The sequence below is a fragment of the Nonomuraea sp. NPDC050783 genome (genome assembly GCF_040802095.1).
GTDB lineage: Bacteria > Actinomycetota > Actinomycetes > Streptosporangiales > Streptosporangiaceae > Nonomuraea.
In genome coordinates this window covers 51,157-77,975 of sequence record NZ_JBFAHK010000026.1, presented here as the reverse complement: position 1 = coordinate 77,975, position 26,819 = coordinate 51,157, and the positions used below count along the sequence as shown (strand labels likewise).

Below are 26,819 nucleotides of genomic sequence, written 5' to 3'. Positions count from 1 at the left end.
TGCGCGGATCAGCGGCATGGAGTACGTCACGCTGGCCGCCCGCTGCGCGCTGGGGATCGTCTTCCTGGCGGCGGTGGTCGGCAAGGTGCGCGGGCGGGCCGCGTTCGAGGCGTTCCGGCGATCGGTTCCGGCGTTCGTCCCCGCGTTCGTCCAGGCGTTCATCCGGGCGTTCATCCAGGCGGGCAGGGTGCCGGCCGCCCTGCCCGTCACGGTGGTCGCCGTCGAGTCGGCCACCGTCGTGCTGCTGACGGCGGAGTCCACGGCACCGGCCGGGCTGGTCCTGGCCGGTGCCGTGCTGCTGGCCTTCTCCTCGGGCATCCGGTACGCGCTGCGCTCCGGCAGCCGGGCCTCCTGCAACTGTTTCAGCAGCTCGTCGGCCCCGTTGAGACGCAGGCACCTCGTACGCAACCTCGGCCTGATCGCGGTGGCGGGCACCGGCCTGGCGGCCTCGTTCGCGGGCACGCCCGCGCATCCCGCCGGAGCGGTCCTGGCGGTCGCCGCCGGCGGCCTGATCGCGCTGCTCGCCATCTTCACCGACGACCTCACCGACCTGTTCGCGGCGCACTGAGCCGACCCGTTCAAGCCGTGCCCCGCTCGACCGTAAGGGACGCCGATGTCCTTCCTCGTGGCCGCCGTCGTCTTCGTCGGCGTGCTGAGCGCCCTCAACCTGTTCCTGCTGCTCGCCGTGGTACGCCGCCTGCGCGAGCACGCCAACGCCCTGCGGCACGTGACCGCCCCGCCCGCCTTCACCCCGCCGGGCACCCGGCTGCCGGACTTCACCGCGACGGACACCACCGGAGCGCCCGTCAGCCGCGCCACGTTCGGCGCGGGAGGCGGGGCGACCGTCGTCGGCATGTTCTCCACCGACTGCACCGCCTGCGACGAACACCTGCCCGAGTTCGCCGAGCGGATCCGCCACCTGGGCCGTGACCGCGTCATGGCGCTGGTCGTGGGCGGCGGGCCGAAGGAGGAGACGTTCACGACCGCCCTCGCGGGCCTCGCGACCGTGGTCGCCGAGGAGCGCGACGGCCGGACGTACGCGGCCTTCGGACGCCCGCCGTTCCCCGGCTTCTACCTCGTGGACGGCGAGGGCGTCGTGACGGCGTCGGCGCACTCCACGGACGGACTCCCGATCCCCGCGAACGCCTGACCCCCGTGGCGAACCCCACCCTCACCCGGGTCCGCGTCGCCGCCGCCCTCGCCTGGAAGGCCCACCCGGCGGCCGCCGTCGGCGCGGCCGTCCTCGGCGTCCTCACGGGGGTGGCGCCGGTCGCGACCGCCTGGCTGACGAAGCTGGTCCTCGACGCGCTCATCAGGGGTGACGGGCTCGCCGCGCTGGCACCGGCGGCCGGCGGGCTCGCCCTGGCCGGGCTGGCGGTCATCGTGCTGCCGCACGTGTCCGACTACGCCAAGGCGCAACTGCGCAGGTCGCTCCGCCTGCTCATCTACGACCGGCTGTTCCGGGCGGTCAACCGTCACCCCGGGCTCAGCCGCTTCGAGACGCCGGGCTTCCACGACACGCTGCGGCTGGCGTACGAGTCGAGCCAGAGCGCCCCGGACCGCCTGGTCGTCGGCGTGCTGGCGATCGGCCAGGCGCTCGTCACGCTCGTGGGCTTCGCCGTCAGCCTGGCCGCCGTGAACCCGTTCATGGTCGCCGTCATCGTCGTCGCCGCGCTGCCGTCGGCACGCGTCGAGCTCCTGCTCAGCCGGCGGCGCGCCGAGGTGATGTGGGACATCACGCCCGCCATGCGCCGCCAGGTGTTCTTCGGCGACCTGCTCACCCGGCCGGAGGCGGCCAAGGAGGTGCGGTTGTTCGGCCTGGGCGACCACCTGCGTACCCGGATGCTCGACGAGGTGCGCGAGGTCAACCGGGCCGAGCGCGACGTCGACCGCCGCGCCCTGCGCAACCAGGGCGTGATGGCGCTGCTCGGGAGCGCCGTGGCGGCCGGCGGGCTGCTGTGGGCCGTCCTCGGCGCGGCCTCGGGAGCCCTCAGCGTGGGCGAGGTGACGGTCTTCGTCGCGGCCGTCGCGGGCGTCCAGGCGGCACTGACCGCGATCGTCAGCCAGTGGGCGGACGTGCACAACGCGCTGCTGATGTTCGGCCACTACACGGAGGTGGTGGCGGCCGAGCCCGACCTGCCCGTCCCGCGCGAGCCCGTCGCGCTGCCCGCGCTGCGCGACGGCATCGAGCTGCGCGACGTGTGGTTCCGCTACAGCGACGAGCACCCCTGGATCCTGCGCGGGGTGGACCTGTTCATCCCCTCCGGCCGCACGGTGGCCCTCGTCGGGGTGAACGGCGCCGGCAAGAGCACGCTGGTCAAGCTGCTGTGCCGGATGTACGACCCGTCCAAGGGACAGATCACCTGGGACGGGGTGGACCTGCGCGAAGCGAGCCCGGCCGACCTGCGCGGACGCATCGGCGCGGTGTTCCAGGACTACATGGACTACGACCTCACCGCCGCCGAGAACATCCTGCTGGGCGACCTGACGGCGGACGGCGACCGGGTCCGCGACGCGGCCCGCCTGGCGGGCGTCCACGAGACGGTCACCCGGCTGCCGCGCGGGTACGACACCATGCTCAGCCGCCTCTTCGGCGACCGTGACGAGCAGGCCGGGGTCTCCCTGTCCGGCGGGCAGTGGCAGCGGCTGGCGCTGGCCCGCGCGTTCCTGCGGCGACAGCAGGACCTGCTCATCCTGGACGAGCCCAGCTCCGGCCTCGACGCCCAGGCCGAGCACGAGGTCCACACCAGCCTGCGGGCCTACCGGGGCGACCGGACCGGCGTGCTCATCTCGCACCGGCTCGGCACCGTACGCGCCGCCGACCTCATCGTGGTGCTGAGCGAAGGGCGGATCGCCGAACGCGGCACGCACGACGAGCTCATGGCCCTGGACGGCGAGTACGCGCGGCTGTTCACCCTGCAGGCCGACGGCTACGGGACTCCTGAAGGCCCGGAGGGGCCGGGGGACAACCTCCGCACGACCACGCCGAGCACGCGATCGGCCGGCAGGTAGCCGTACACCCGCGAGTCGGCGCTCGACGTGCCGTCCCCCACGACCACGAGCGCGCCCTCGGGTACGCACTCGCCGGGCCTCGCCGCCACCGCCTCCGCCACGTCGGTCGGCACGGGGTCGCCGGGCAGCGCGGTCACCCGCTTGATCGCCCAGGGCGGCGCCGGCGGGCCCGTGCCCCATCCCGAGGGGCGCGTCGACTCGAAGACCACCACCTGGCCGCGCCGCACCGCCCCGGTCCTGCGGACCAGCACCCGGTCACCCGGACGGTAGGCCGGCGACATGCTCACGCCGCTCACCCGGACGACGACAAGCCCGCGCCGGGCGACGACGCCGAGCACCACGACGGCGATGAGCACCGCGACGGCGATGAGCACGAACCACATGGGCCTCACTCTAGACGTGGCAAGATCAGCCGCAGTCGGGCTGACGCGCCGCGACGCCTGGGCACGTTTCGGACGCGGCCATCAGCCAGAATCGTCCTATGATCAGTTCGCGCCAGCTGGAGTACTTCCAGGCGGTCGCCAGAGAGCTGCACTTCACCCGGGCGGCCGAGGCGCTGCGCATCGCGCAACCCGCGCTCTCCCAGCAGATCCGCAAGCTCGAACGGCAGCTCGGCCTGGCTCTGTTCGATCGCGACAACCACCGGGTGGCGCTCACCTCGGCGGGCGCCGCGCTGCTGGAGCACGCCGACCGCATCCTCGCCGACCTCGTCTCCGTCGAGGACGAGATGCTGGGCTGGGCCGCCGGGGTACGCGGCCGGATCCGCCTGGGGGCCGCGCGCGGGCTGATGGGGCGGCTGGCGGAGGCGCTGGCCGTGTTCTGCCGCATGTACCCGGCGGTCGAGGTGGAGCTGCGCGAGCTGAACACCGAGGAGATGTCCGCCGCGCTGCACGCCGGCCGGCTCGACGTCGCCACGCTGGCGACCCCGCCCCCGCCCGGCGATCGGCGGCTGGCCTGGCGGTCCCTGGGCGATGAGCCGCTGGTGCTGGTGAGCGCCGCCGAGGGGGCGTTCGCGGGGCGGGAGCAGGTGCGGCTGGCCGAGCTCGACGGCGCCGACCTGGTCGTGTACGCCCCGGGCTCGGCGGTGAACGAGATCATCCGGACGGCGCTGGCCGAGGCGGGGGCCGGCGCGCACGCGCGGTTCGAGAGCAGGGAGTACGGTACGGCCCGCGCCCTCGCGTCGGTCGGCCTGGCCGCCGCGATCATGCCGCGTTCGGTCGCCGTCGCGGCGGGGCCGCCGGTCAGCGTGGCGTCCCTGGATCCCGAGCCCGTCTGGCGGCCGACGCTCGCCTGGCCGTCCGGCCGCCGTCCCGCGCCCGCGCTGGCCGCGTTCATCGGCTTCATGGCCGGTGATAACTCCGGGATATCACCGTAAGTCTGATCATGTCTTGGACTTATCGCCTCGTACGGCGGCATGGTGGTCTCAACAGAAAGAGAAGGAGATCACGACATGGATCGCCAGGAACGAGGCCGCCGCGAGTACACGGCCATGATGGGCTCGGCCCCCGAGGAGTCCCTGGCCGGGCTGAGCAGGCAGTCGCCGGAGTTGTTCGACGCCATCCTCGAAGGCTTCGGCGGCCCGATCGCCCGTACCGAGCTGAGCCGTACCGCGAGGGAGCTGGCGACCGTCACGATGCTCGCGGCGCTCGGCGGCGCGGAGCCGCAGCTCGCCGTGCACACCGCCGCCGCGCTGCGCAATGGCGTGACGCCCGCCGAGCTGCGCGCCCTCGCCGAGCACGTGTCCCTCTACGCCGGCATGCCGCGGGCGCTCAACGCGCTGCGCGTGATCGACGAGGTGCTGACCGCGTCCGGGACGCCCGCACCCGCCGCCCTCCAGCGGGTACGGCTCGCCGACCACGAGACCGTCGTCGCCCGCCGCGGCGAGTCGGGGCCGCCCGTCGTGCTGCTGCACGCGCTCGGGCTGAGCCGGCAGATGTGGGAGCCCGTCATGGAACGCCTCTCGGGGACGAGGCGGGTGTACGCCTACGACCTGCGCGGACACGGCTCGGCCGCCGGGGCGCCGGCCCGGTTCAGCATGCAGGACGCCGCCGCCGACCTGTTCGGCGTGCTCGACGCGCTCGGCCTGGAGCAGGCGCACGTGGTCGGCCTGTCCTACGGCGGCGGCATCGCGCAGACGGCCGCCGTCGCCGGACCGGAACGGTTCGCCTCGCTGGCCCTGCTGGGCACCACCGATCACGCCTTCGAGGCGTTCGAGGGCCGGGCCAGGTCCGCCGAGGAGGAGGGCATGGCGGCCCAGATCGTGCCGTCGCTCACCCGGTGGTTCACCCCCGCCGCGCTCGCCGTCAACGGCCCCGGCGTGCGCTACGCGCGGGAGCTGGTGCTGCGCGCCGACCCGGCCGACTGGGCCGCCGCCTGGCGGGCGTTCAAGGGCCTGGACGTGCAGGGCCGGCTGGCCGCGTTCGAGCCGCCCACGCTGGTGCTGGCCGGCGAGCTCGACGCCTCCTGCACGCCGGAGATCATGAAGGCCCTGGCCGGGCGCGTCCCCGGCGCCACCTACCAGGAGCTGCCCGGTACCCCGCACATGATGTCGCTGGAGCGTCCCGACCTGGTCGCCGCCGCCCTCGACGCCTTCCTCCCGCACGCCTCATGAAGGCCGTCTGGTACGACCGCACCGGCCCCGCCGCCGACGTGCTCACCGTGGGGGAGCTGCCCGATCCCGAGCCCGCCGCCGGCGAGGTGCGGGTCCGCGTACGGGCCGCCGGGATCAACCCGGCCGACGTCAAGCGGCGCCAGGGAGCGGGGGACCGGGTGATGCGCGACCCGCGCGTGATCCCGGGCGACGACGGCGCCGGCGTCATCGACCGCGTCGGCCCCCGCGTCCCCGCGTCGTGGATCGGGCGTCGGGTGTGGGTGCACTCCGCCAACCACGGCCGCCCGTACGGCACGTCCGCCGAGTACGTGGTGGTGCCCGCAGCCCAGGCCATCGAGCTGCCCGCGCACACGTCCTTCGAGGCCGGGGCCTGCCTCGGCGTGCCGGCCCTGACGGCCCACCGCTGCCTGTTCGCCGACGGGCCGGTGTCCGGCCGGACGGTCCTGGTCACCGGGGCCGCCGGCGCGGTCGGCCACTACGCCGTCCAGTTGGCCGCGCACGGCGGCGCCACCGTGATCGCCACGGCCCGCACGCCGGAGCAGCGCGCCTCGGCCCTGGACGCCGGCGCCTGCCACGTGATCGACAACCGCGCGCCCGGGGCCGCCGAGGCTGTCCTCGACCTCGTGCCCGGCGGCGTGGACCGGGTGGTGGACGTGGCCTTCGGCGCCAACCTGCCGTTCACCTCGCGGGTGATCGCCACCGGCGGCACCATCGCGACGTACGCCTCCGACGCCGTGCCGGAGCCGGCGCTGCCGTTCTACCGGCTGATGCGGAAGGGCGCGACGATCCGTACCACGCTGGTGTTCGTCATGCCGGCCCCGGCCCTGCGCGCGGCCACCGAGCACATCACCCGCCTGCTGGAGGACGACGTCCTCACGCACCCCGTCGCCGCCCGCCACCCTCTCGCCGCGGCGGCGGACGCCCACCGCGACGTCGAGTCCGGCCACGCCCCTGGCAAGGTCCTCCTCCTCCCGTGACCGCCATGACGGTGTGGTGAGCCGGCACCACCAGGCCGGTTCTCGCCAGTGCGCCGGTGCTCGTCGAGCGTGGCGGCGCCGATGCGCGGATGAGCGGGCCTTCCACCCGTTCGCCCGGGGACGCTTCAGCTCTCCGGCAGAAAGGAATTCCCCATGCGGCAAGCGAACGCCCCTGTCCTCCTCGCCGCTCCCGACGGGCGCGCGGGTGTCACCACGGACCCGGTAGGCCGGTCGGTCGCGGCCCGGTTCTCCCAATGGGAGGGCCTTTCGACCGCCCTGGTCCCCGTGGACGGCCACGCCAACTGAACCCGCCGGCCGGGCGGGAACATGACGCTCCGCCCGCCGACGGCCGAGGGCTACGTGCTCGCGGTGCGGGAGAGCCACCGGCCACCGCGGTGCCCCGCCGGCCCGTCACGCCGAGGCGCTGCAGGCACCTGCAAGCGTCCCGGCGAGAGGTCCGTACAGATGCCGGTGAACCCTTCATCACCCGCTCGTGCCATCGCCGTACGACCGGTCGCGCGAGAAGCCGCCGGGCCGCGCCGACCAGGCGGACGAGATCGACGAGAGCCGAACCCACCGCGAGCAGGCCCGGAACGAGGACGACTCCGAAGGCCGGCGCCGACGCGGTGGGCAGGAAACGCAGCCGGGTCATCTGACGGACGCGGCGGATCGACCCCGGCCCCGAGCAACCGCGCATCAGAACGGCAGGTACGGCCAGCCGGCTCGGCCTCGCCGCGAAGCCTGCCCCGCGCCTGCGACCGCCACCGGCACGGCCGCCCAGGTCAGCAGCGGGAGCGTCAGAGTTCCCGACGAGCTGAGACCGCCCTGGGGACCTGGTGCGATGTGATTCACAACGGGCTCTTCGTCCTGCCGTCGTGGCACACGATCATTTGCCGGGCGGGCTCTCCGCTGTGGATCTCGTGGATCGAAGGTTGATCACGGGGGCGGGTCCGGGGGTTCTTCGGGGGTTGGGTTCGGGGCGGGTGGGGCGTGGTGTCTGCTCGGCTGGTCTTTGGGGCGGTGCCGGAACGGGGTGAGTGTGGCGCGGACCGTGTCGGCAGCGCCCCAGTCGGGGGTGAATTGGGCGATGACTGCCAGGTGCTGGCGTAGTTGGAGGATGGGCATGCGGTCGCGCCAGCCGTGGTCGAGGCCGGTCAGTTCGGCGTACAGGGCGAAGAAGGCGTGGGCCTCGGGTGGCGGTGCTGTCGTCCATAGGTGGGCCAGGTCGACCTCGGCCCAGGTGTACGACACGGCCGGGTCGATGAGCGCGGAGCGTCCGTCGGGGGTGGCCAGGACGTTCTGCGCCCACAGGTCGCCGTGTGTCAGGCAGGCGGGCCTGGCCGGCAGGAGCTCGGGCAGCCGGTTGCAGAGCCGTTCGAGTGCTGCTCGGTCCGCGGGGTCGAGCGCCTCCTGGACGCGGGGCTCGCTGAGCCAGCGCAGCAGGCGGTGCTCGGCGAAGAACTCGTGTCCGTCGTCGGTCCAGGTGTTGGTCTGCCGGCGACGGCCTAGCCAATTGTCCTGGTGCCATCCGAAGCGGGGGTATTGCGTGGTGGTGTGCAGGTGGGCGAGTGCGTGAGCGAACTGCTCCCAGAAAGCCTCGGTCGCCGGGCGCGGGTGCAGGATGGACAGTACGAGCAGATCGCGGTCCGCGAGGATGACGTCGGGTGTGGCGATGCCGCCTGCCTCGCGTAGCGCGGTGAGCCCTTCGGCCTCTGTGGCGAAGACGTCGTCCGATGGGGGCTCGTCGAACGCCTTCACGAACACTGACGTGCCGTCACCGCGGCGGGCGAGGCCTGCGGTCGCGGCGAGACCTCCGGCGGCCGGCTCGACTGCGGTGACATCGGTCAGGCCGGCCGCGTGCAGGCGCTCCAGCAAGAAGGACGTCGATGGCTCCCGCGCGGTGGGCATGAGGTCATCTTGCCTGGTTTGTGATGTGGCACCAGCGGCCGGCCGACGGTCGCCCTCGTGAACGGCCGCCCGCTCAGCCTGCCGCGCCGCTCCTCAAGGCCTTCACATACTGCCGGACCCGGTGGGGATCCTGCGGGAAGAAGCCGCCCCAATCCTCGTCCAGCCGATGCCACAGGGCCGGTTGCCCGGCTTCCGGGGTCAGCGGCTGGGCCGGATCGGCGATCGCGGCATAGGACAACGACAGCGTCACCGGCAGGCCGGGGTGGAAAGATCGCACCGCCACCGCGGCGGGCCGTGCCAGCAGGTGCGGGCGTAACCCGCTCTCCTCGGCCAGCTCTCGCGCAGCGCCCTGGCGCGGGCTCTCGCCCGGTTCGACCTTGCCGCCAGGTGGCACCAGGCCGCGCCAGGGATGCTGGACCAGCAGGATCTGCTCCAGCGCGGGATCCAGCACCCAGACCTCGGCCCCCAACGGCTCCATCGGTCCGTCCAGCGCCGAGCGCAGCCAGGAACGGGCCTGATCGAACTCCAGCATTGCGTACTCGGCATCGAAGGCGGTGGCCTCCAACGAGCGCTGTTCCCACGGCTCACGGATCATCGCGCCAGGCTATGGCCGGCCACTGACTTTTCGGGGGGTGAGCGGGCGGGCCGCGGGTCAGGCGTTGTAGCCGCCGTGGGCGTCCAGCTTGGCGCCCGTGACGTACGACGCGGCGGGGCCGGCCAGGAAGGCGATCGCCGCGGCGATCTCGTCGGGGTGTCCCATGCGCTGCAGGGACAGCGAGCTGAGCAGGGCCTTGAGGGTTTCGGGGTCCGGTGCGTCCATGCCGCCTTCCATCAGCCCGGCTTCCACGACGTTGGCGGTGATGCCTCGGGAGCCGAGGTCGCGGGCGACGCCCATGGTGTACCGTTCGATCCCCGCTTTGGTCGCCGCGTAGTCGGCCACGCCTGGGACGCCGACTCGGGTGCCCAGCCCGGAGCTGACGGTGATGATGCGGCCGCCCTCGCGCAGCACCTGGGAAGCGGCCCTGATGATGGCGATCACTCCCAGGTAGTTGGTGGCGTGCATGCGGTCCAGGGCGGCGGTGTCGGCATCCGGGTCGTCCACCGTGCCGCTCACCGAGATCGCGGCGTTGTTGACGAGGATGTCCAGGGCGCCGAAGTGGGCGATCACGTTGTCGATCAGGGCCGGTGCCTGGCTCGTGTCCGCCTGGTCGGACTTGAACGCGGCGACCTTGGCGCCCTTGGCCTGTACCTCGTCGGCGATGGCCTGGGCCTGCTGGTCGGAGCTGACGTAGGTGAAGGCGACGTCGGCGCCCTGGTCGGCGAGCAGCCGTACGGTCGCGGCTCCCAGGCCGCGGGATCCGCCGGTGACCAGGGCGACCTTGCCTGTCAGTGGCTTGTTCATCGTTCTCGTCCCAACTGGTTGGTCGTCTCGGACTGTCGTAACGCTAATGGTTACGACTCTTCTGTCGCAACCATACCTGTTACGACGGCATGTCGTAACATCGGGAGTTGCGACCGGGAGGGACGACATCATGAGCGCCAACAGCAGGTTGACCATCGCCGCCCACGCGCTGGCCTGGATCGGCCTCTACCAGCGCCAGGGCCACGAGGTCGCCACCTCCGAGCAGATCGCGTCCAGCGTGAACACCAATCCCGTGGTGATCCGGCGGCTGCTCGGCGACCTGCGCAGGGCGGGGCTCGTGGAGTCCCGGCGCGGGGTGGGCGCGGGCTGGACGCTGGCGCGCGACCTGGAGGCGATGACGCTGCTCGACGTGTACGAGGCGGTGGAGACCGGCCCGCTGTTCGCGTTGCACCGCGCGGCCCCGGACCCGGGATGCGTGGTGGGGCACGGCATCCAGCCGGCGATGCGGCGCGTCTACGACGGCATCGAGAAGACCCTCCGGAGCGAGCTGGCCCGCGTCACGCTGGAGGACGTGCTCGGGGATGTCCTCGCGGCACCTCGCTGAGCGGCCCTGCCCGTGAGTCCTTCGGGGTCAGTGATCGAGGGGGCTTCTTGAGGCGGGCCGGCAGACGTACCAGAAGGCAGGGGCCGGGACCGCGCGCCCCCCTTGGAAGCCCGCCGCCCCGTGACCGCCTCAGGGCCGCTGCCACACGTGACAGACCGGGAAGTCGTAGCCGGACCCGAAACCGCTCCCGGTGAACGTGGCGTACTCGGCGCTCCCCTCGGGAGCCCACGCCCAGGCGACGGCCTTCGGGTTGAACAGCGCGCGCAGCACCACGGTGCCGGGTACGGGGTTCGCGAAGCAGGAGAACGCGGGGCCCTCCGCGACGTACCCCGGCGGTCCTGAGGTGTTGGCCGAGAAGTAGTAGTGGCCCTCCTCGCCGCAGGCGTTCGCGCAACGGTACCGGTTGATGACCTGGAGGCCCTCGACCTTGCCCGCCGCCTCGGGCGGGTACACCCTCCCGATCGTGGACTGCTGGCTGAACCCGGCCGGTCCGCCGCCGCCCGGCGACAGGTAGTTGCCCCGCTTGGGGGCGGGGGCCTTGAAGCGGTTGAGCGGTACCGGCGCGGTGCCGGCGTACACGATGCTCACGGCGGTGCCCGCGGGGTGGCGGGCGCCGGCGGCGGGGTTCTGGCCCAGCACCTTGTTGAGGTCGAGGCTCGCCGCTCCGGGGTTCGGCGCGCAGTCCAGGGCAGCGGCCTTGATCGCGGCGCAGGCCTCCTCGGGCGTCTTGTTCATCACGTCCGGCACCACGGGCAGGCCCAGGTAGGCGACGGTCACCTCGGTGCCCAGCGCTAGGCCCGTCCCCGGCGCGGGATTCTGCGACTGAACCACCTCGGTAGGCACGCCCGGGCCCGTCTCCTGCCGCTTGCACACCAGCCCGGCTTGCTCCAGGGCCGCGCAGGCCTGCGCGACCGGCAGTCCGGTGTACGTCCCGACCTTCACCTTGTCGGGGAACACGATGGTCACCTCGGCGCCGGTGCCGGCGGGCGACCCCGGGGCGGGGCTTTGCGACTGCACCACGTTGACCCCGTCCTTCGCCGCCGCCGGCGCGGTCGAGGGCTGCCTGACGCACCGTAGCCGGGTCTCTTCGAGCGACTCGCACGCCTTGTCGGCGGGAATGCCCTTGACGTCGGGTACGGCCAGCGGCCCGCGATAGTAGACCTTGACCGCGCTGCCCTGCGTCACCCGGGCACCCGCCCGGGGCGAGCTCTCCAGGACGACGCCCGTCTCCGCCGCGCCCTCCTGCCTCGGCAGCTTGACGCACCGCAGCTCCGGCTCGATCAGCGCACACGCCTTCTCGTACTGCATGCCGGTCAGCGCGGGCACGGTGACCTTGCGCGGCTTCGGGGCCGGCGACGGCACGACGACCTTCGCCTGCGGGACCTGCGGCCGCTCGGTCCTGGTGGTCGCGGGCGGCGGCACGGCCTGCGTCGGGGTGGGCGTCGGGGTCGGGGTCGGCAGCGGCTTGTCCTCGGCTCCCTCGGCGTCGCCCGCGTCGATCTCGGAACGTCTGCCCTTCGAGTCGAACGACAGCGTGATCGGGCTCCTCTGGTCGTTGACCCACACCCGGTCGTCATGAGTGGTGATCTGGAACCTGCCGGGCCCCTTCGGCACGGGCTCGGCCTTGACCTTGCCGCCGGCCGGCTCGACGATCACCACGTGCCGCTTGGTGTGGTCCGGGACGTACACCTTGCCCTGGTGGACCACGGGCCGGTCGAAGTCGTCGCGGGCGCGGCCGTTCAGGCTCACGCTGGTCACCCGGCGGCTCTGGAAGTCGCCGGTGACGACCGCTCCGCTCTCCGGCACCACGACGGCGACCACGCTGGAGGTCGTGCTCGGCTGGGAGACCAGGCCGTCGGCCGCGCCCAGTTCCAGGGTCCGGCGCAGGCCGTCCGCGTCGTACATGGCGGCCTTGCCGGTGTCGCGGGAGTAGAGGACCGGCAGGTTGGACGCCATGGTGAGGGTGACGGGCGCTCCGGCGCTGCCCACCAACTGCCGGTCTTTCAGCACGCCGTCGATGATGTGCAGGAGTTCGTCGGTCTTCGCGGTGTACGCCCAGACCGTGCCGTTGGAGTCGGCCACCGCGTCCGTCACCGGCGGCACCTGGACGGGGCCCGGCCTGCCCCTTGACCCGTCCAGCTTCTCCAGCGTGCCGGTGCCCGAGTCCAGCAGGTACGTCTGCCCGCCGCCCGCCACGAGCTTGAGCCGGCCCTTGGAGGCGGCGCCCTTCTGGATCGGGTCGCCGGCCTCCAGCGTGTCAGTGGACAGCGGCGTCACCGTCCCCGTGTCGTGGTTGATGACCCAGAGCGAGTCCGGCCGTACCTGGACGACCTCCAGCTTCTCATCGCCCTTCGCCAGTTTCTCGGCGCTGCGGGCGTCCACCTGGTTGCTCACGGCGTTCAGCCGCGCCGCGATGTCGCCCTTGGCCAGGAAGGTGGTGCCGCTGCCGAAGGCGGCCTTGGACGTCGTGTAGCCGGTGCCGAAGCCCACCCCCACGATCAGCGCCACGACGACGACGCCGAGCAGGGCGCGGTTGAGCGCGGTGCCGGTGGAGAACCGGCGCAGCCGCTCCGCTGAGATGCGCCGGACCGGCGAGGGCGGCTGGGGGGAGCCGGACATGAACATCCTCCTGCGGGGGAGCTGGGGGAGGTTCGAGAATAGGGCCATTCGCCGCATTGCCGGGGGAAATCGGCATGGGAAAGGCTTCCCAATCCCACCACTATGAGGAGGAGCGGTATGGCCACGATGCGAGTCGAGAGCGGTGGTCACGTCGTCGAGCTCGCCGAGGGCGGCCAGCTCACTTTCGGCCGCGACCGCGAATGCACGATCTGCCTCGACCCCGAGGACCTGGGCATCTCGCGGATCGCGGGCAGCATCGGCCGCGACAACGACACCTGGTGGCTGACGAACCGGTCGAGCGCGTGCAAACTGACCCTCGTGGACGAGCTGGGCCTGCGCAGTGTGCTCGCGCCACAGAAGCGGCGGGCGATCGAGGAGCCGACGAAGATCCTGGTGGACGGGACCAAGCGGCCGTACGATCTGCTGCTGACCCCGCCGCCGGCGCCGGTCGAAGCCCTCGGATCCCTGCCCGCGCCGCGTGACACCCTGCCGACCGCGATCGGCGACGAGGTCACGGTGAACGACCAGGACCGGCTGGCGATGGTGGCGCTCTTCCGCGGCTATCTGGAGGAGCCGCCACGGTACGACCCGTACCCCAAGGACTACGCCTCGGCCGCCGCCCGGCTCGGCTGGCCGCGTACGACGCTGGTCAAGCGGATCGAGTACCTGCGCACCCGCCTGACCTCGGCCGGCGTGCCGAACCTGATGGGGCACAACGCGCTGGTCAACCTGGCCGAGTACGCGATCAACCGCCGCTTGATCACCCGTGACGACCTCCGGCTGCTGCGCCGTTAGGGACCCCTTCCCATTCCGTCGTCCAGGGCGGCGCTTCTAGCCTCGGTGCCCACACCCCAAGAACCGACCGAGGAGAGGCCATGACCGTCATCGGTGGCGAGATTCCCCAGCTCCACGCGCTCAACTCCAGCTTCCATCGGCAGGCGGGCACCGTCGACACCCTCCTGCGCGAGCTGAGCAACGAGCTGGCCGGCACGTACTGGCGCGGTGGCGCGGCCGACAGGTTCCGCACCTCGTGGAGCGGTGAGTACGAGCCGACGCTCAGGAGGTTGTCGGCGGCCCTTCAGGAGGCGGCCACCGAGATCCGGCGCCGGGCGGACGCGCTGGAGCAGGCCGGTAGCTGAACGACCGGACGAGGACCCGAGCGCGATGGAAAGGGAGATCCGCGTCAGGGCGGGCGGGCGCGAGATCCCGGTCGTCCTGCACGCGGCGTCACAGGCCACGGTCGGCGATCTCACCGCCGCCCTGGAGCGGGCGAGCGGCACCCTGGAGCGGGCGAGCGGCACCCCGGAGCTGACGCCCGGCACCCCGGAGCTGACGCCCTGCGCCCTGGGGCTGACGCCCGGCATCCTCCAGCCGGCGACGGACGCCGCGGTCACGCTCGCGCGCGCCCCCCTCCCCGTCGGCGCGGCCCTCACCGCGGCCGGGGAGACGGAAGCGAGCGAACCCGCCGGCGGCCTGGAGGTGGCAGTCGTCGGTGGCGCCGGTGGAGCGGCCAGAGCCCGGTTGCGCCCGGGCACGGTGACGACGCTGGGCAGGGCCAGGGACAACGGGCTGGTGCTGGAGGACCCCGAGGTCAGCCGCCACCACGCGACCGTGACCGCGGGAGACGACGCCTCGGCGGAGCTGGCCGACGCGGGCTCGCGCAACGGCGTCGCCTGGCGGGGCTTCCGGCTCGACGCGCCCGTACGGGTCGAACCCGGCGAGCTGTTCGGCATGGGCGAGACGGTCCTCACCATCAGGGCCGCCGACTCCGCGGACGCCCCGCTGCAACCGGTGCGGGAGGACGGCTGGATCCTGTTCAACCGTCCGCCCCGGCTCCCGGTCAGGAACGCGCCGCTCCGGCTCACCGTGCCGCGCCGTCCCGAGGCTCCTCGCGCCGTGCGTTTCCCCCTGATCGCGATCGTGCTCCCGCTGGTGCTGGCGGGCGCCGCCTACCTCGTCTTCCCCGGCGCCGCGTATTTCCTGGCGTTCGCCGCCCTCTCACCGGTCCTGATGGTGGCGAACCTGATCTCGGACAGGCGCGGTGGCCGCCGCGACCATCGCGAGGCCACCGCCGAGCACGACCGCCTGCTCGCCGAGCTAGGCGACGCCCTCTCCACGGCCGCCGCGGAACAGGGACGGACCGCACGTGAGGCGTTCCCCGACCCCGGCCGCGTCCTCAGGATCGCCGCCGCGCCCACCAGCAGGCTCTACGAACGCCGCCCGGCCGATCCCGACTTCCTCCGGCTGCGGGTCGGCCTGGCGCCGCGACCGGTGGAGGTCACGTTCACCGGTACGCATGGCGAGCAGGAGCCGGACGTCCCGGTGATCGAGCACGCGCCCGTCGCCGTCTCCCTGGCGGAAGCGGGCGTGCTGGGCCTCGCCGGCCCACGGGACGAGCTGTTGCCCCTGGCCAGAGCGGCGCTCGCCCAGCTGGCCGCGCTGCACGCCCCTCACGACGTCGGCCTGGTGATCATCACCGGCAGCGAGGAGGCCGCCGAGTGGGAGTGGGCCACCTGGCTGCCGCACACGTTGCCGCACACGCCGGAGCTCGCCTGCCGCCGCCTGATCGCCGTCGGCGCCGACCAGGCCGCCGCCCGCGTGGCCGAGCTGCGCCGCATCGTCGCGGGCAGGCAGGAGGAGCAGCGTGCCACCCTGCGCGCGAGTACGCCCGCGGGACGCCGGCTCGTCGTACTGGCCGACGGAGCCCGCCGCCTGCGCTCGGTGCCGGGGCTGGCCGAACTGCTCGTGGACGGCCCCGAGTCAGGCGTGTACGCCATCTGCCTGGACACCGAGGAGAACCACCTCCCGGACGAGTGCCGCACGACGGTCGTCGTCACCGGCCACTCCGGTACCCGCGCCCGGGTACGCGGGCGGGACCTGGAGGCGGACTCCGTCCTGCTCGACCGCCTCGCCGCCGGCGACGCCACCCGGCTGGGCCACGCCCTCGCGCCGATCCGCGTGCTCGGCGCGCGCTGGGGAGCCCAGGGCGACCTGCCCGACTCCGTACGCCTGCTCGACCTGCTCGGGCTCGGCGCCGACCCCTCCGCCGGGTCGATCGAGCGCGGCTGGGCGGCGGGCCGCGGCAGCGAGGTGACGCTCGGCCAGGACGCCGAGGGCACGGTGACCATCGATCTCAAGCGGGACGGCCCGCACGCGCTGATCGCGGGCACCAGCGGCGCGGGCAAGTCCGAGCTGCTGCAAACCCTGATCGCGGGCCTGGCGGTGGCGAACTCGCCCGAATGGTTGTCCCTGGTGCTCGTCGACTACAAGGGCGGCAGCGCCTTCGCCGAGTGCCGGGACCTGCCGCACTGCGCCGGCATGATCACGGATCTGGACGGGCACCTGGTCACCCGGGCCCTGGACTCGCTCGGCGCCGAGCTGCGCCGCAGGGAGGAGCTGCTGGCCGCGGCCGGCGCCAAGGACATCGAGGACTACTGGGCGGTCAGCGACCGGCCGCTGCCCCGGCTGGTGATCGTCATCGACGAGTTCGCGTCGCTGGTGGAGGAGGTGCCCGAGTTCGTGACCGGCGTCGCCGGCATCGGGATGCGCGGGCGCAGCCTCGGCGTGCACGTCGTGCTCGCCACCCAGCGGCCCGCCGGAGCGGTGAGCGCGGACCTGCGGGCGAACCTCAACCTGCGGATCTGCCTGCGCGTCACCAGCGCGGCCGACAGCGGCGACGTGATCGACGTGCCCGACGCGGCCAAGCTCTCCCGCCACCACCCGGGCCGGGCGTACCTGCGGGCGGGTCACTGCGACCTGGCGCTGTTCCAGACCGCCCGCGTGGGTGGCCCGCGAGCGGGGTCCGCCGATCGGGAGGTGATCATCAGCATCCGGGACGTCGCCACCCTGGGATGCCCGCCCGCCGATCGCGGCGGGAACGACGACGGGCACGGGGAGGTGACCGATCTCAAGGTGCTCGTCGCCGCCGTCAAGGAGGCCGCCCGGCGCTCCGGCGCCACGATTCCCGCCGCTCCCTGGCTGCCTCCGCTGCCCGGCCGGGTCAGCGCCGACGACCTGCGGCCGGCGTCCGCTGGCGGGCCCCTGGCCGTGCCGATCGGGCTGGCCGACCATCCGGAGCGCCAGGCTCAGGTGCCGTACGTCCTGGACCTGCGGGCCGCCGGGACCGTTCTGGTCGCGGGCATGGCCAGGAGCGGCCGGTCCACCGCGCTGCTCACCCTGGCGCTCGGCCTGGCGCGCCGCAACAGCCCGGCCGACCTGCACCTGTACGTCCTCGACCAGGGCAACAGGGCGCTGGCCGAGCTGGGCGGGCTGCCGCACTGCGGCGCGTACGTGGACGGCGAGGACACCGACCGGACCGAGCGGGTGCTCGCCCTGCTCACCGCCGAGGTCGGGCGGCGCCAGCGCTCGCTCGCCGAAGGGGGCGCGGGCACGGCGCCGTACCTGCTGCTCGTCGTGGACCGGTACGAGGGCTTCCTCGCCCGGCACGCCGACACCGACGCGGGGCGGCTGGTGGACCTGTTCGACGGGTTGCTGCGGCACGGGCCGTCCGTCGGCGTCGGCGTGGTGATCGCCAGCGACCGCTCCGGGTTCACGCACCGGTTGTCCGGCGCCATCGCGACCCGCCTGGTGCTGCGCCACGCCGACCCCGAGGACACCGCCGTGTACGGCGTGAACCCTCGTGACCTGCCCGCCTCGATGGGGGAAGGACGGGCGATCGTGGTGCCGGGCATGGTCGAGACGCAGCTCGCGCTGCCCGGCCACGGACCCGTCATGGGCGCCGGCGGCGTCCCCGCCGAGGCGCTGCCGCGTACCGTCGATCCGCTGCCCGAGTCCATCGGGTCAGCCGAGCTGGAACGGCTGCGCGTCACCGCCCGCCCGTCCGGGCCCGCCGTGTGCACGCTCGGGGCCGGTGGCGACCGGCTCGCCCCCGTGGACGTGGATCTGGCCGACCACGGCAACCTCTTCCTGGTGGCGGGGCCGCCGCGGACCGGGCGCAGCGGCGCGCTGCTGGCCGTGGCCCGGTCCATCGCCCTGCGCCCGCTCGTGCTGGTGTGTCCGCGTACCTCGCCGCTGTCCGAGCCGGCCGGGCTGCCCGGCGTGGCCGCCGTGTTGTCCGGCGCGGCCGGCGCCGACCGGCTGGACGAGGTGCTGGCCACGGTGCCGGGACCGTGCTCGGTGCTCGTGGACGACGCGGAGCTGATCGGCGACGGCCGCGCCGCCACGGCGCTGGAGGACCTGGCCAGGACCGCGCGGGACACCGGGAACGTGCTCGTCGCCGCGGGCACCACCGACGACCTGCAGCTCCAGCGCTACCGCGGCTGGCTCGCCACGATGCGGCGGGCGCGTACCGGGCTGCTGCTCGCCCCGTCCTCGCCGGTGGACGGCGAGCTGTTCGACGTGAAGCTGCCGGCGCGGCGCGGCGTGTGGCCCCCAGGACGGGGGATTCTGGTGGTGCCCGGGAGACGTATACCCATTCACGTTCCCCTGGATGAATTGGCGACTGCCCGATGAGCGCGGCCGGTTATAGTACGACCGCTGTGCCCTCCAGGGGGCACGTCTCGGCTCCGTTTGAGGACACGACCACCTTGGACAAAGATCCGGCGGACAAAGATCCGGCCAAGCTGCCCACCATGCCTCCGTCGGGCTCCCCGCTGCCCGAGCCGGTGCCGCTGCGCAGCGACTACGTCAAGGAGAGGCTCATCGGCCAGGGCGCCATGGGCCAGGTGTGGCAGGGCCGCCGCGGCTCCGACGGAAGTCTCGTCGCCATCAAGGTGCTCAGGCAGGAGTACGCCTCCGACCGCGCCGCCGTCGCCCGGTTCGTCCGCGAGGGCATGGTGCTGACGTCGATCGACCACGCGCACGTCGTTCCCGTCCACGACATCGTCGCCGGTGGCGGCATGCTGGCCATCGTCATGGAGCTGGTGTCCGGCGAGAACCTGCGCGACGCCCTCGCCCGCGGTGTCCTCGACCGCGACAGGTCCGTCACCCTGCTCGGCCACGTGGCCCAGGCGCTGGCGGCCATCCACGCGGCAGGCGTGGTGCACCGCGACGTCAAACCCGAGAACGTGCTGGTCACCTGGCGCGACGGCGCCCCCTGGGGGCGGCTGACCGACTTCGGCGTCGCCCACGTCGCCGACGGGCAGCACATCACCGCGCACGCGACCTTCGTCGGCACGCACGCCTACCTCGCGCCCGAGGTCGCGCTGGGCCGTCCGCCGACCTCCGCCGTGGACGTGTACGCGCTCGGCGTGATGGCCTACGAATTACTCGCCGGCCGGCGGCCGTTCACGCAGGAGGCGTCGGGGGCGCTGTTACAGGCGCACATCAACGACCCTCCCGCTCAGCCCGCCGAGATCGGCGGCGACCTCTGGCGCGTCGTGGCGGCCTGCCTGGACAAGGAGCCCGCCCGGCGGCCTTCCGCGAGTGACCTGGTCCTTCTGCTCGGCGGGACCGGCGGCCTGCCACCGGGCGCACCACCCCCGCTGCCCCCTCCACCTGCCTCACCCTCCTCGCCCGCCGCGCCTCAGGCCGTTCCACCGGCGCCACCCGCGGGCGCGTCGTCACCCGCCGGGGCTTCCGGGACGCTCACCACCAGCGGCCCCACGACCGTCCTCCCCGAGGCACCCGCCGCGCCGCCCCCGCGCCGCCGCAGGCGGTGGCCCGTCGTCGCGGGCCTCGCCGCGGTGATGCTGGCGTCCACGGCCGCGGGGCTCTGGTACGGCCTGCCCCCCTCCGAGCCGATCGCCACCACGGCCACCCCCAGGCCCACGCCCACGTCCCGCCTGTACTCGATCCCGGTGACCGTCAAGAGCCCGGCACGGGGGCGGATCCGGATCATGTTCGACGACGTCTCGTCGGTGCCCGGCTTCCAGGGCTATCGCCTCACCAGCACGCGCAGGAGCGTCTGGCTGCGGGCGGGCCAGGCGCCGCCGTACGTGGAACGCGACCTCGATCCGGGCACGTGGCACTGCTACACGGTCGAGGTGCTCGTACTCAACGACAAGCCTGTGCCGCCTCCGGCCAAGCCGGTCTGCCGGATGGCCGACGGCCGCGACTCGACGAAGCCGTAAGACGGAGAGGAAGAATGTTGTCCGCCAGTACCGACGCCGATCCCGGGGCATACTTCGCCGCGGCGTACGCCGCGCTCCGTTCCAACGTCGAACGCGCTCTGTCCGGCAAGCCGCACGCCGTACGGATGGCCTTGACGTGCCTGTTCGCCGGCGGGCACCTCCTCGTGGAAGACGTGCCGGGCGTGGGCAAGACCACGCTGGCCAAGGCCGTCGCCGCCTCGATCGACGTGAGCTGGCACCGGATCCAGTTCACGCCCGACCTGCTGCCGACCGACATCACGGGCACCACCGTGTACGACCAGAAGACCGGCGCGTTCGACTTCCGGCCCGGTCCCGCCTTCGCGCACATCGTCCTGGCGGACGAGATCAACCGCGCCTCTCCCAAGACGCAGTCGGCGTTGCTGGAGGTCATGGAGGAGCGGCAGGTCACGGTGGACGGCCGGCCGCGCCAGGTGCCCACCCCGTTCCTCGTGGTCGCCACCCAGAACCCCATCGACCTCCAGGGCACCTACCGGCTGCCGGAGGCGCAGCTCGACCGCTTCCTGATGCGCATCGCCGTCGGGTACCCCGATCTCGCGGCCGAACGCGACCTCATCATGGGCAGGGCGCGCACCGGGGCCCCACCCGAGCTGAAGCCCGTGGTCAAGATCGACCAGGTTCGGTGGATGATCGAGTACGTCAGCCGCGTCTACGTCGGCGAGGCCGTCGCCGAGTACGTCGCCCGCATAGCCGAGGCCACCCGTAGCGCCGCGCACCTGCACCTCGGCATGAGCCCGCGCGGCAGCCTGGCCCTCGTACGCACCGCCCAGGCGTGGGCCGCGGGGGAGGGGCGCGGATACGTCACCCCCGACGACGTCAAGGCCGTCGCCGAAGCGGTGATCGCCCACCGCCTGGTGCTCACGCCCCAGGCCGAGATCGACGGCCTCACCACGGCGGCCGTGGTGAACGAGGTCATGTCCGGCGTCGTCGTGCCGGTGCCGGCAGGGGCGCGGTGAGCGCTCGGCCGCCTGTCCTGACGGGCACGGGCGTCGCCGTGCTCGCGGGCGGGGTCGCGGTGCTGGCCGCCGGGCTGGCGGGCGGCTACCCACCGCTGGCGGGCCTGGGGGCGGCGGCACCGGCGCTGGTGGTGGTGGCCGTGTTGATGATGTGCGTCCCGGACCGGCTCACCGCCGGCCGCACGGTGAGCGGCGACCGGGTCGCCGTGGGCACGAGCGTCACCTGCGTGATCTCCATGAGGAACGAGGGCAGGCCGCCCCTCGGGTGGGTCGAGGCCACGGACCGCGTCGGCGCGGAGCGGGTCCGGGCGGTGATCACGCCACCGGCGCGCGGCGGGACGGCCGCCACCGAGTACGCCGTACCCACGCATCGGCGCGGCCTGCTCACCCACGGCCCTCTCCAGCTCGAACGCCGCGATCCGCTCGGGCTCGCGGTCCGCCGCCGCACCGCCGTCGCGGCGTCCGCCCTCTGGGTGCACCCGCGGATCCATCCGCTGAGAGCGCTTCCCCTGGGCACGCGCCCCGAGGTGGAGGGGCAGTCCGGCGGCCACACCCCCCACGGCACCAGCACGTTCGAGGGGCTGCGCGAGTATCAGCCGGGGGACGACCCGCGGCTCATCCACTGGCGTTCCGCCGCCCGTACCGGCACGTTGCTGGTGCAGGAGCGGGTGGACGCGAGCGAGCCCGCCGTGACGGTCGTCCTCGACACGCGGGCGGAGGTGCTGGACGAGGACGCCTTCGAGGAGGCGGTCGAGGTGGCCGCCTCGGTCGTGGCCGCGCACGCGCGGGTCTCGCTGGCGGTCGCGGGCGAGGACGCCGCCGAGCTGGCCCGGATGGGTGCCCGGAGCCCGCTCGACCGGCTCGCGGCCGCCCGCCGTGGCGAAGGACTCGGAGTGGCCGCCGTGCACGCGCCCGTCCGGCGGGTCGCGTCGGGAGGGCAACTGGTGCTGGTCACAGGTACGGATCCGGCGGTCGTGGCGCGCTTCGCCGCCGAGGCGGCGCGGTTCTCGCTTCTGCTGATCGTGCGGCTGGATCCCGCCGCCGCGGCTCCTGGGGTGGTGCGCAGGGGCGCGGTGACCATGGTCAGCGCGGCCGGCGCCGGGGACGCCGTGCAGGCCGTGAGCCGGTTGGGGGGTGGGCGGGGATGAGAACGCCGCTCCGGAACACGAACGGCGGGTCCGGCGCCGTGGGGAGCACCCGCCCGATCCCGGACGCCCGCCCGATCCCGAATGCCGGCCCGGTCCCGAATGCTGGCCCGGTCCCGGGCGCCCGCCCGCCTCACCCGAGTCGGCCGGGCCGTTCGGGGCGGCCGGATCGCCCTGGACACCCGGGTCGGCCGCGTCGCCCCGGCGGGCCGGTCGTCCTCATGGTGGCGGGCGGTCTGCTGGCGTCCGTCGTCGGGGCGTTGCCTGTGGTGGCGTTCGCCGGCGCGTTCGGACGCACCCCGGCCGAGGCGCTCGCCGACCCCCGTTACCTGCCGCCCACCGTCGGCGCGGCCCTGGTGACCGCCGGGACCTGCCTGGTGACCGCCCTGCTGACGAGGCTCCAGCCGGTCACCCGGTTGACGGCCGGCATGATCGCCCTGGCCGCGTACCTGACCGTCGTCATCCCCTCGAACGTCCTCAGCGGCCCGTACCGGCTGCTCACCTCCATCCCGCCGCTGGAACCCGAGGGCGCGGAACTGGCCACGGTGGCGCTGCTCGCCGGGCTGGCCGCCCTCGCGGCGGCCGAACCGATCCTGCGCGGCAGACCCGTGGCGTGGGCACTGCCCGTCGCCCTGCTGAGCACCGGCGCGGGGCTGTCCGTGTCGGCCTCGGCGGGGGCGGCGACCTGGCTGGGACCGGTCGCCGCGCTGACCGTCGGCGTGCTCCTGCTCCTCGGCGCCTGGCCGCGTGGCGATCGGCCGCCTCACCCGGGCCGCCGACGCCCCCGGCTCGCGCTCATGGCGGTGGCGACCGCGCTCCTCATGACGTCCGGCGTGGCGGCGAGCCTGCTCCTGCCCGACGCGCTCCCGGTGCCCGCACGCCCGGTGGATGCCCGCGACCTCCTGCCCCGGCCCGTCGAGCCCCGGCAGGCGTCCAGCCCGCTGTCCCAGTTCCCCGCGCTGCACGCGGGACGGACCCGCGTACGGTTGACGGTCACCGCCGACCACCCGGTCACCCGCCTGCGATATGCCACGCTGTCCGCGTACGACGGCATCTACTGGACCACCTTGGGAACGTTCTGGCGGGCGGGCACCCTCCTCCCCGAGCCCGACACCCGCGGCAAGGTCGTCAAGGACGAGGTGCACGTCACCGAGGCCGGCGATCTGGGCCTGCTGGTCTCCAGCGGCCGTCCGACCCGGGTGTCGATCGCAGGGCTCGGCGTGGACCCGGACACCGGCGACCTCGTCACCCCCGCCGACCGGCCGCCGCCGTCGGACTACGTCGTGCACAGCCTGGTCCCGGACCTCGACCCGCGAGCACTCGCGGCGGACGCACCGGCCATGAAACCGGAGCAGGACGTGGCGGTACGCCAGTTCGCGGACCCGGCGAGGAAGATCGCCGGCACCGAACCAGGCTACGAGGCCCTCCGCCGCCTCGCCGACCACTTCGCGAAGGGCGAATACACCGAGCACACCGGGCCGAAGCCGCCGAGCGGCCACGGCAACTGGCACATCCACCGCCTGCTGGAGACGAGGACGGGCACGGCCGAGCAGTACGCCTCCGCGTTCGCGGTGCTGGCGCGCTCGCTCGGCTACGACGTCCGCGTCGTCGTGGGCTTCCGGACGAACGAGGACAAGCAGAACCGGTACCGGATCACCGAGCGGGACGTGGACGCCTGGGCGGAGGTGCGCTTCGCCCGGTCCGGCTGGGTGCCCTTCGATCCGACACCACGCAAGGAGGGCGAGGAGCGGGCAGAGACACCGTCCGAGGAAGAGCCTCCACCCCCGGCCGACGACGACCGGCGGAAACCCGACCAAGCCGGGAACACCTCCGCCGGCCGGCGCCCACCGCACCCGGGCAACGCCCCGATCTGGCCCTGGTCGCTGCCGGCGGCGGCCGGTCTGCTCGTCATCGCCCCCGTCGCCGTACCGCTGCTCAAATGGCTCGCGCGGAGCCGCAGACGCCGTACGGCGGACCCACGGCGGAGAGTGGCGGCGGCCTGGCGGGAGACGCTCGCGGGCTACTCCGACGCGGGGCTTCGCCTGAGCGCCGCGACCACCGCGGGAGAGGCGGCCAGGCTCGCCGCGAGCCGGTTCCCGGGTGCGGCGCGGGCCACCGGCGAGCTGGTGCGGCTCGTGAACGAGGCCATGTACGCCGCCGCCCACGTCGGCCAGGCGGAGGGCGAGAGGGCCTGGGCGCTGGCCGACGAGGTGCGGGCCCAGGCGCGTACGGCGCTGCCGCTCAGGCGCAGAGTGGCCGCCGCGCTGCGTCCGCGATGGGGAACGTTTCCCATGTCGCGGCGCCCGGCGCGCTTCTAGCGTGCATGCATGACCACACAGCGGATCGCGGCCCAGCCGGCCGCGCTCACCACCATCGGGACCCACCTCAGCGGCGCCGCCGCCGGCCTGCCCGCCACGCGCTACGGGCGGCCGGCGACCGGCGACGGGGCAGCGGACGCCGCGCTGAACGAGTTCGCGGCCCGCTGGTCCGACCACCTCGACAGGCTTGAGGAGATCATCCGGCTGACCGCGCGGCAGGCCGACCTGACCGCGCTCGCGTTCCGGATCGTGGGCGGCTGATCGCCGTGCACGATCCGGCCACTCCCGGCGCGATGATGAGCGCCTCCGAGGAGAACGGGAACCGGGCGCGGGGCCTGCACGGCACCGTGACCACCCTGGGTACCGCCACCGCCGGCCTGACCGCCGGCGCCCTCGTCGGCCCGTGCGCGAGCCGCTTCCTGACCACCCTGGACGGCTTGCGGGCCGCGTTCGTCACGGCGCGGACCGCCCACGAGGAGGTCGCCGACGCCCTGCGCCGCACCGTCGCCCCCATCGAGGAGGAGCAGCAGGCCCGCGCCCGGCTCGACCGGGCCGAGCGGCGGCTCGCCGAGGCCCGGCGACGCCTGGCCGCGCTCCCCGAGCCCGTGGAGCCGGCCGCCCGCGTCCGCGCCGAGCACGAGGTCGAGGAGGCCGAACGGGACGTACGCAGGGCCCGCCGCCATCACGACGAAGCCGCCCGCGAGCGCGCCCGCGCCCTCAGGGCCCTGGCCGCCACCTGCCAGGGCGCCGCCGTCCTGGGCGCGTTGCCCGTACCGCCCGGCCAGGTCCTGCTGGGCCCGCGCCTCCAGGACACGCTCACGTCGAAGGACATGCGTTCGCGCGGGCTCGCCACGGCGGGCCGCGGCCTCACCCCCCAGGAGCTCCGCCGCCTCCAGCGGAACGGCCTCTCGCCCGGCTCACCGCTGGTTTCCTTCCTGTACGGCAAGTACGGCAAGGACGGGTCGCTGCTCGACGGCGGGACACGCATGAGAGGGACCCTCGGCGAGCTCGACGCGCGGTTCGCCGTGGGCCGCCGCGCGTTCGAGCTCTCCGGCGGCGCAGGCCGCATCGGCACCCGTTACGGCCTCGCCGGTGAGGCCAAGGCGGAAGCGTACGCGCTCAGCGGGGACGCGCGCCTGAAACGCAAGCTGGGCCCCGCCGAGGTCACCGGGAACCTCTCCGCGCGGGCGGCGGGCGCCGAGGCGTCGGCGAACGGCGAGTTCAGCGCCGGCCGTGACGGCGCCCGCGCCGCGCTGGGCGGCGAAGCTTTCACCGGCTTCAAAGGGGGCGCCGACGTGGCCGTGGACGTCGGCGGCGTCAAGCCGAGCGCGGGCGGCGAGATCCAGTTCGGTGCGGGTGCCTCCGCCAAGGCCGATGCGAGCTTCCATGACGGCACATTCAAGCTGCAGGCCGCCGCCGGGCTGGCGTTCGGCCCCGGCGCCAAGCTCAAGGGCGGCGTCGAGATCGACGTGGGCAAGATCGCCACGCCGGCCGTGGACGCCATGAAGTCGATCCGCGACGCGCCCGGCGACCTCGTCAAGCTGACCAAGATGTTCGGATGAGGGTGTCCGGATGACCGTCACCGTGCCCTGGCCCAACGAGGTCTCACCCGGCCTGCGCCCTTTCCGTATCAGCGTCCCCGACGGCTGGACGGCGGTCGAGCCGCCCGGCGCCCTGATCGCCTTCTTCGGCCCCGAACGTTCCGGCTTCCGCCCGAACGTCGTGGTCCTCGCCGAACGCCTGCCCTCGGACGTCCCCCTGGACGACGTCGCCGAACAGGCCCTGCTCGACCTGAACGCCCCTTCCATCCTCGCCCCCCTCACCCCGGCCGCCCTGCGCGAGGCCACCGTCACCGTCGAGGGCCGCGCCTTCCGCCACCTCTCCCTCGCGATCGGCGGCCCCGACCGGTCTCCCGGCGGCCTCCGCACCGTCCACCTCCTCCTCGGCACCCAGCTCGCCGGGGAACCGGATGTACTCGCGGACATCTTCGCCTCGTTCGCCTGCGAGTAGGACCTGGACTCACCCAGAAGGCCGGGCCGACTGCCCGAAAGGCTCCTCGCTCCCCGGTCTCACGAGAGTCCGGCGGAGAGAGGAGGGTCCGGCACCCGGCGCGTCCTGCGAGGAAGAGCACACACGGCGGGTGGAGTTGACGGTGGGGCGGGCGCAGCCGCAAGAGCTTCAAGGGCGCGGGGGTGGCGGGCCGCCGACCGGCTCGCGCCTGTGACCACCCGTCGCC

23 protein-coding genes are annotated in these 26,819 nt (G+C 73.9%); 18 read left to right on the top strand and 5 right to left on the bottom strand.

All coding sequences use genetic code 11. The features are described from left to right. The first annotated feature begins 16 nt into the window (after positions 1-16). Genes AB0H75_RS42765 through AB0H75_RS42755 form a run of 3 tightly spaced genes read left to right on the top strand, consistent with a single transcriptional unit; the run spans position 17 to position 3,012 of the window. Positions 17-568: a MauE/DoxX family redox-associated membrane protein gene (locus AB0H75_RS42765; RefSeq protein ID WP_367806335.1), complete on the top strand. Its 552-nt coding sequence runs from the start codon at positions 17-19 to the stop codon at positions 566-568. A gap of 45 nt (positions 569-613) precedes the next feature. Beyond that, positions 614-1,150: a redoxin domain-containing protein gene (locus tag AB0H75_RS42760; protein WP_367806333.1), complete on the top strand. Its 537-nt coding sequence runs from the start codon at positions 614-616 to the stop codon at positions 1,148-1,150. Between the two features lie 5 nt (positions 1,151-1,155). Next, positions 1,156-3,012, top strand: coding sequence for an ABC transporter ATP-binding protein (locus tag AB0H75_RS42755; RefSeq protein ID WP_367806331.1), 1,857 nt, complete (start codon positions 1,156-1,158; stop codon positions 3,010-3,012). Here the strand turns inward: AB0H75_RS42755 and AB0H75_RS42750 are convergent. Beyond that, a complete protein-coding gene (locus AB0H75_RS42750; protein ID WP_367806329.1) occupies positions 2,931-3,395 on the bottom strand; it encodes a S26 family signal peptidase in 465 nt (154 codons plus the stop codon). The genes AB0H75_RS42755 and AB0H75_RS42750 overlap by 82 nt on opposite strands. A gap of 98 nt (positions 3,396-3,493) precedes the next feature. Between AB0H75_RS42750 and AB0H75_RS42745 the strand changes: the two genes are divergently transcribed. From AB0H75_RS42745 to AB0H75_RS42730, 4 genes are all read left to right on the top strand, one after another. Next, the gene (locus AB0H75_RS42745) at positions 3,494-4,387 is read left to right on the top strand and encodes a LysR family transcriptional regulator (protein WP_367806327.1); all 894 of its coding nucleotides are present in this window, start codon (positions 3,494-3,496) and stop codon (positions 4,385-4,387) included. A gap of 75 nt (positions 4,388-4,462) precedes the next feature. Then, positions 4,463-5,623, top strand: coding sequence for an alpha/beta fold hydrolase (locus AB0H75_RS42740; protein ID WP_367806325.1), 1,161 nt, complete (start codon positions 4,463-4,465; stop codon positions 5,621-5,623). Next, positions 5,620-6,600: an NADPH:quinone reductase gene (locus tag AB0H75_RS42735; RefSeq protein WP_367806323.1), complete on the top strand. Its 981-nt coding sequence runs from the start codon at positions 5,620-5,622 to the stop codon at positions 6,598-6,600. The genes AB0H75_RS42740 and AB0H75_RS42735 overlap by 4 nt, the downstream gene beginning before the upstream one ends. 153 nt (positions 6,601-6,753) lie before the next feature. Next, positions 6,754-6,906 carry a hypothetical protein gene (locus AB0H75_RS42730; RefSeq protein ID WP_367806321.1) on the top strand — a complete coding sequence of 51 codons (153 nt, stop codon included), beginning with the start codon at positions 6,754-6,756 and terminating at the stop codon, positions 6,904-6,906. A 630-nt stretch (positions 6,907-7,536) separates the two neighbouring features. On the opposite strand, the gene AB0H75_RS42725 is transcribed toward AB0H75_RS42730, so the two are convergent. The 3 genes from AB0H75_RS42725 to AB0H75_RS42715 form a co-directional block, all read right to left on the bottom strand. Continuing rightward, on the bottom strand, positions 7,537-8,508 hold the full coding sequence (locus AB0H75_RS42725; RefSeq protein WP_367806319.1) for a fructosamine kinase family protein: 972 nt from the start codon (positions 8,506-8,508) through the stop codon (positions 7,537-7,539). A 73-nt stretch (positions 8,509-8,581) separates the two neighbouring features. Further along, positions 8,582-9,103: an NUDIX hydrolase gene (locus tag AB0H75_RS42720; RefSeq protein WP_367806317.1), complete on the bottom strand. Its 522-nt coding sequence runs from the start codon at positions 9,101-9,103 to the stop codon at positions 8,582-8,584. A gap of 57 nt (positions 9,104-9,160) precedes the next feature. Continuing rightward, positions 9,161-9,910, bottom strand: a complete 750-nt coding sequence (locus AB0H75_RS42715; protein ID WP_367806315.1) for an SDR family NAD(P)-dependent oxidoreductase — start codon at positions 9,908-9,910, stop codon at positions 9,161-9,163. Between the two features lie 130 nt (positions 9,911-10,040). On the opposite strand from AB0H75_RS42715, the gene AB0H75_RS42710 reads away from it, so the two are divergent. Beyond that, positions 10,041-10,475: an Rrf2 family transcriptional regulator gene (locus tag AB0H75_RS42710; protein WP_367806313.1), complete on the top strand. Its 435-nt coding sequence runs from the start codon at positions 10,041-10,043 to the stop codon at positions 10,473-10,475. A gap of 129 nt (positions 10,476-10,604) precedes the next feature. On the opposite strand, the gene AB0H75_RS42705 is transcribed toward AB0H75_RS42710, so the two are convergent. Further along, the gene (locus AB0H75_RS42705; RefSeq protein ID WP_367806311.1) at positions 10,605-13,094 is read right to left on the bottom strand and encodes a PASTA domain-containing protein; all 2,490 of its coding nucleotides are present in this window, start codon (positions 13,092-13,094) and stop codon (positions 10,605-10,607) included. A gap of 117 nt (positions 13,095-13,211) precedes the next feature. Here AB0H75_RS42705 and AB0H75_RS42700 point away from each other — a divergent pair, with 117 nt between their 5' ends. The 10 genes from AB0H75_RS42700 to AB0H75_RS42655 all read left to right on the top strand — a co-directional run bounded on the left by AB0H75_RS42700 (position 13,212) and on the right by AB0H75_RS42655 (position 26,593). Further along, positions 13,212-13,889: a hypothetical protein gene (locus AB0H75_RS42700; protein WP_367806309.1), complete on the top strand. Its 678-nt coding sequence runs from the start codon at positions 13,212-13,214 to the stop codon at positions 13,887-13,889. A gap of 80 nt (positions 13,890-13,969) precedes the next feature. Then, the gene (locus AB0H75_RS42695) at positions 13,970-14,233 is read left to right on the top strand and encodes a WXG100 family type VII secretion target (protein WP_367806307.1); all 264 of its coding nucleotides are present in this window, start codon (positions 13,970-13,972) and stop codon (positions 14,231-14,233) included. A gap of 25 nt (positions 14,234-14,258) precedes the next feature. Continuing rightward, complete coding sequence (locus AB0H75_RS42690; RefSeq protein ID WP_367806305.1) at positions 14,259-18,566, top strand: FtsK/SpoIIIE domain-containing protein; 4,308 nt, start codon at positions 14,259-14,261, stop codon at positions 18,564-18,566. A gap of 74 nt (positions 18,567-18,640) precedes the next feature. Beyond that, entirely contained in the window at positions 18,641-20,125 is a 1,485-nt protein-coding gene (locus tag AB0H75_RS42685) for a serine/threonine-protein kinase (RefSeq protein WP_367806303.1), read from the top strand. 14 nt (positions 20,126-20,139) lie between these two features. Further along, the gene (locus tag AB0H75_RS42680; RefSeq protein WP_367806301.1) at positions 20,140-21,120 is read left to right on the top strand and encodes an AAA family ATPase; all 981 of its coding nucleotides are present in this window, start codon (positions 20,140-20,142) and stop codon (positions 21,118-21,120) included. After that, entirely contained in the window at positions 21,117-22,268 is a 1,152-nt protein-coding gene (locus AB0H75_RS42675) for a DUF58 domain-containing protein (protein ID WP_367806299.1), read from the top strand. Before AB0H75_RS42680 ends, AB0H75_RS42675 begins: the two co-directional genes overlap by 4 nt. Before the next feature lie 218 nt (positions 22,269-22,486). Further along, positions 22,487-24,583 carry a transglutaminaseTgpA domain-containing protein gene (locus tag AB0H75_RS42670; protein ID WP_367806297.1) on the top strand — a complete coding sequence of 699 codons (2,097 nt, stop codon included), beginning with the start codon at positions 22,487-22,489 and terminating at the stop codon, positions 24,581-24,583. A gap of 9 nt (positions 24,584-24,592) precedes the next feature. Continuing rightward, on the top strand, positions 24,593-24,844 hold the full coding sequence (locus tag AB0H75_RS42665; protein ID WP_367806295.1) for a hypothetical protein: 252 nt from the start codon (positions 24,593-24,595) through the stop codon (positions 24,842-24,844). Between the two features lie 5 nt (positions 24,845-24,849). Further along, a complete protein-coding gene (locus AB0H75_RS42660) occupies positions 24,850-26,145 on the top strand; it encodes a hypothetical protein (RefSeq protein WP_367806293.1) in 1,296 nt (431 codons plus the stop codon). A gap of 10 nt (positions 26,146-26,155) precedes the next feature. Continuing rightward, a complete protein-coding gene (locus tag AB0H75_RS42655) occupies positions 26,156-26,593 on the top strand; it encodes a hypothetical protein (protein ID WP_367806291.1) in 438 nt (145 codons plus the stop codon). Positions 26,594-26,819: the final 226 nt, after the last annotated feature.

Coding starts and splice junctions, on each gene's coding strand:
- AB0H75_RS42765 (WP_367806335.1), top strand. CDS start 17: ATGGAGTACGTCACGCTGGCCGCCCGCTGCGCGCTGGGGATCGTCTTC.
- AB0H75_RS42760 (WP_367806333.1), top strand. CDS start 614: ATGTCCTTCCTCGTGGCCGCCGTCGTCTTCGTCGGCGTGCTGAGCGCC.
- AB0H75_RS42750 (WP_367806329.1), bottom strand. CDS start 3,395: ATGTGGTTCGTGCTCATCGCCGTCGCGGTGCTCATCGCCGTCGTGGTG.
- AB0H75_RS42745 (WP_367806327.1), top strand. CDS start 3,494: ATGATCAGTTCGCGCCAGCTGGAGTACTTCCAGGCGGTCGCCAGAGAG.
- AB0H75_RS42740 (WP_367806325.1), top strand. CDS start 4,463: ATGGATCGCCAGGAACGAGGCCGCCGCGAGTACACGGCCATGATGGGC.
- AB0H75_RS42735 (WP_367806323.1), top strand. CDS start 5,620: ATGAAGGCCGTCTGGTACGACCGCACCGGCCCCGCCGCCGACGTGCTC.
- AB0H75_RS42730 (WP_367806321.1), top strand. CDS start 6,754: ATGCGGCAAGCGAACGCCCCTGTCCTCCTCGCCGCTCCCGACGGGCGC.
- AB0H75_RS42725 (WP_367806319.1), bottom strand. CDS start 8,508: ATGCCCACCGCGCGGGAGCCATCGACGTCCTTCTTGCTGGAGCGCCTG.
- AB0H75_RS42720 (WP_367806317.1), bottom strand. CDS start 9,103: ATGATCCGTGAGCCGTGGGAACAGCGCTCGTTGGAGGCCACCGCCTTC.
- AB0H75_RS42715 (WP_367806315.1), bottom strand. CDS start 9,910: ATGAACAAGCCACTGACAGGCAAGGTCGCCCTGGTCACCGGCGGATCC.
- AB0H75_RS42710 (WP_367806313.1), top strand. CDS start 10,041: ATGAGCGCCAACAGCAGGTTGACCATCGCCGCCCACGCGCTGGCCTGG.
- AB0H75_RS42705 (WP_367806311.1), bottom strand. CDS start 13,094: ATGTCCGGCTCCCCCCAGCCGCCCTCGCCGGTCCGGCGCATCTCAGCG.
- AB0H75_RS42700 (WP_367806309.1), top strand. CDS start 13,212: ATGGCCACGATGCGAGTCGAGAGCGGTGGTCACGTCGTCGAGCTCGCC.
- AB0H75_RS42695 (WP_367806307.1), top strand. CDS start 13,970: ATGACCGTCATCGGTGGCGAGATTCCCCAGCTCCACGCGCTCAACTCC.
- AB0H75_RS42690 (WP_367806305.1), top strand. CDS start 14,259: ATGGAAAGGGAGATCCGCGTCAGGGCGGGCGGGCGCGAGATCCCGGTC.
- AB0H75_RS42680 (WP_367806301.1), top strand. CDS start 20,140: ATGTTGTCCGCCAGTACCGACGCCGATCCCGGGGCATACTTCGCCGCG.
- AB0H75_RS42670 (WP_367806297.1), top strand. CDS start 22,487: ATGGTGGCGGGCGGTCTGCTGGCGTCCGTCGTCGGGGCGTTGCCTGTG.
- AB0H75_RS42665 (WP_367806295.1), top strand. CDS start 24,593: ATGACCACACAGCGGATCGCGGCCCAGCCGGCCGCGCTCACCACCATC.
- AB0H75_RS42655 (WP_367806291.1), top strand. CDS start 26,156: ATGACCGTCACCGTGCCCTGGCCCAACGAGGTCTCACCCGGCCTGCGC.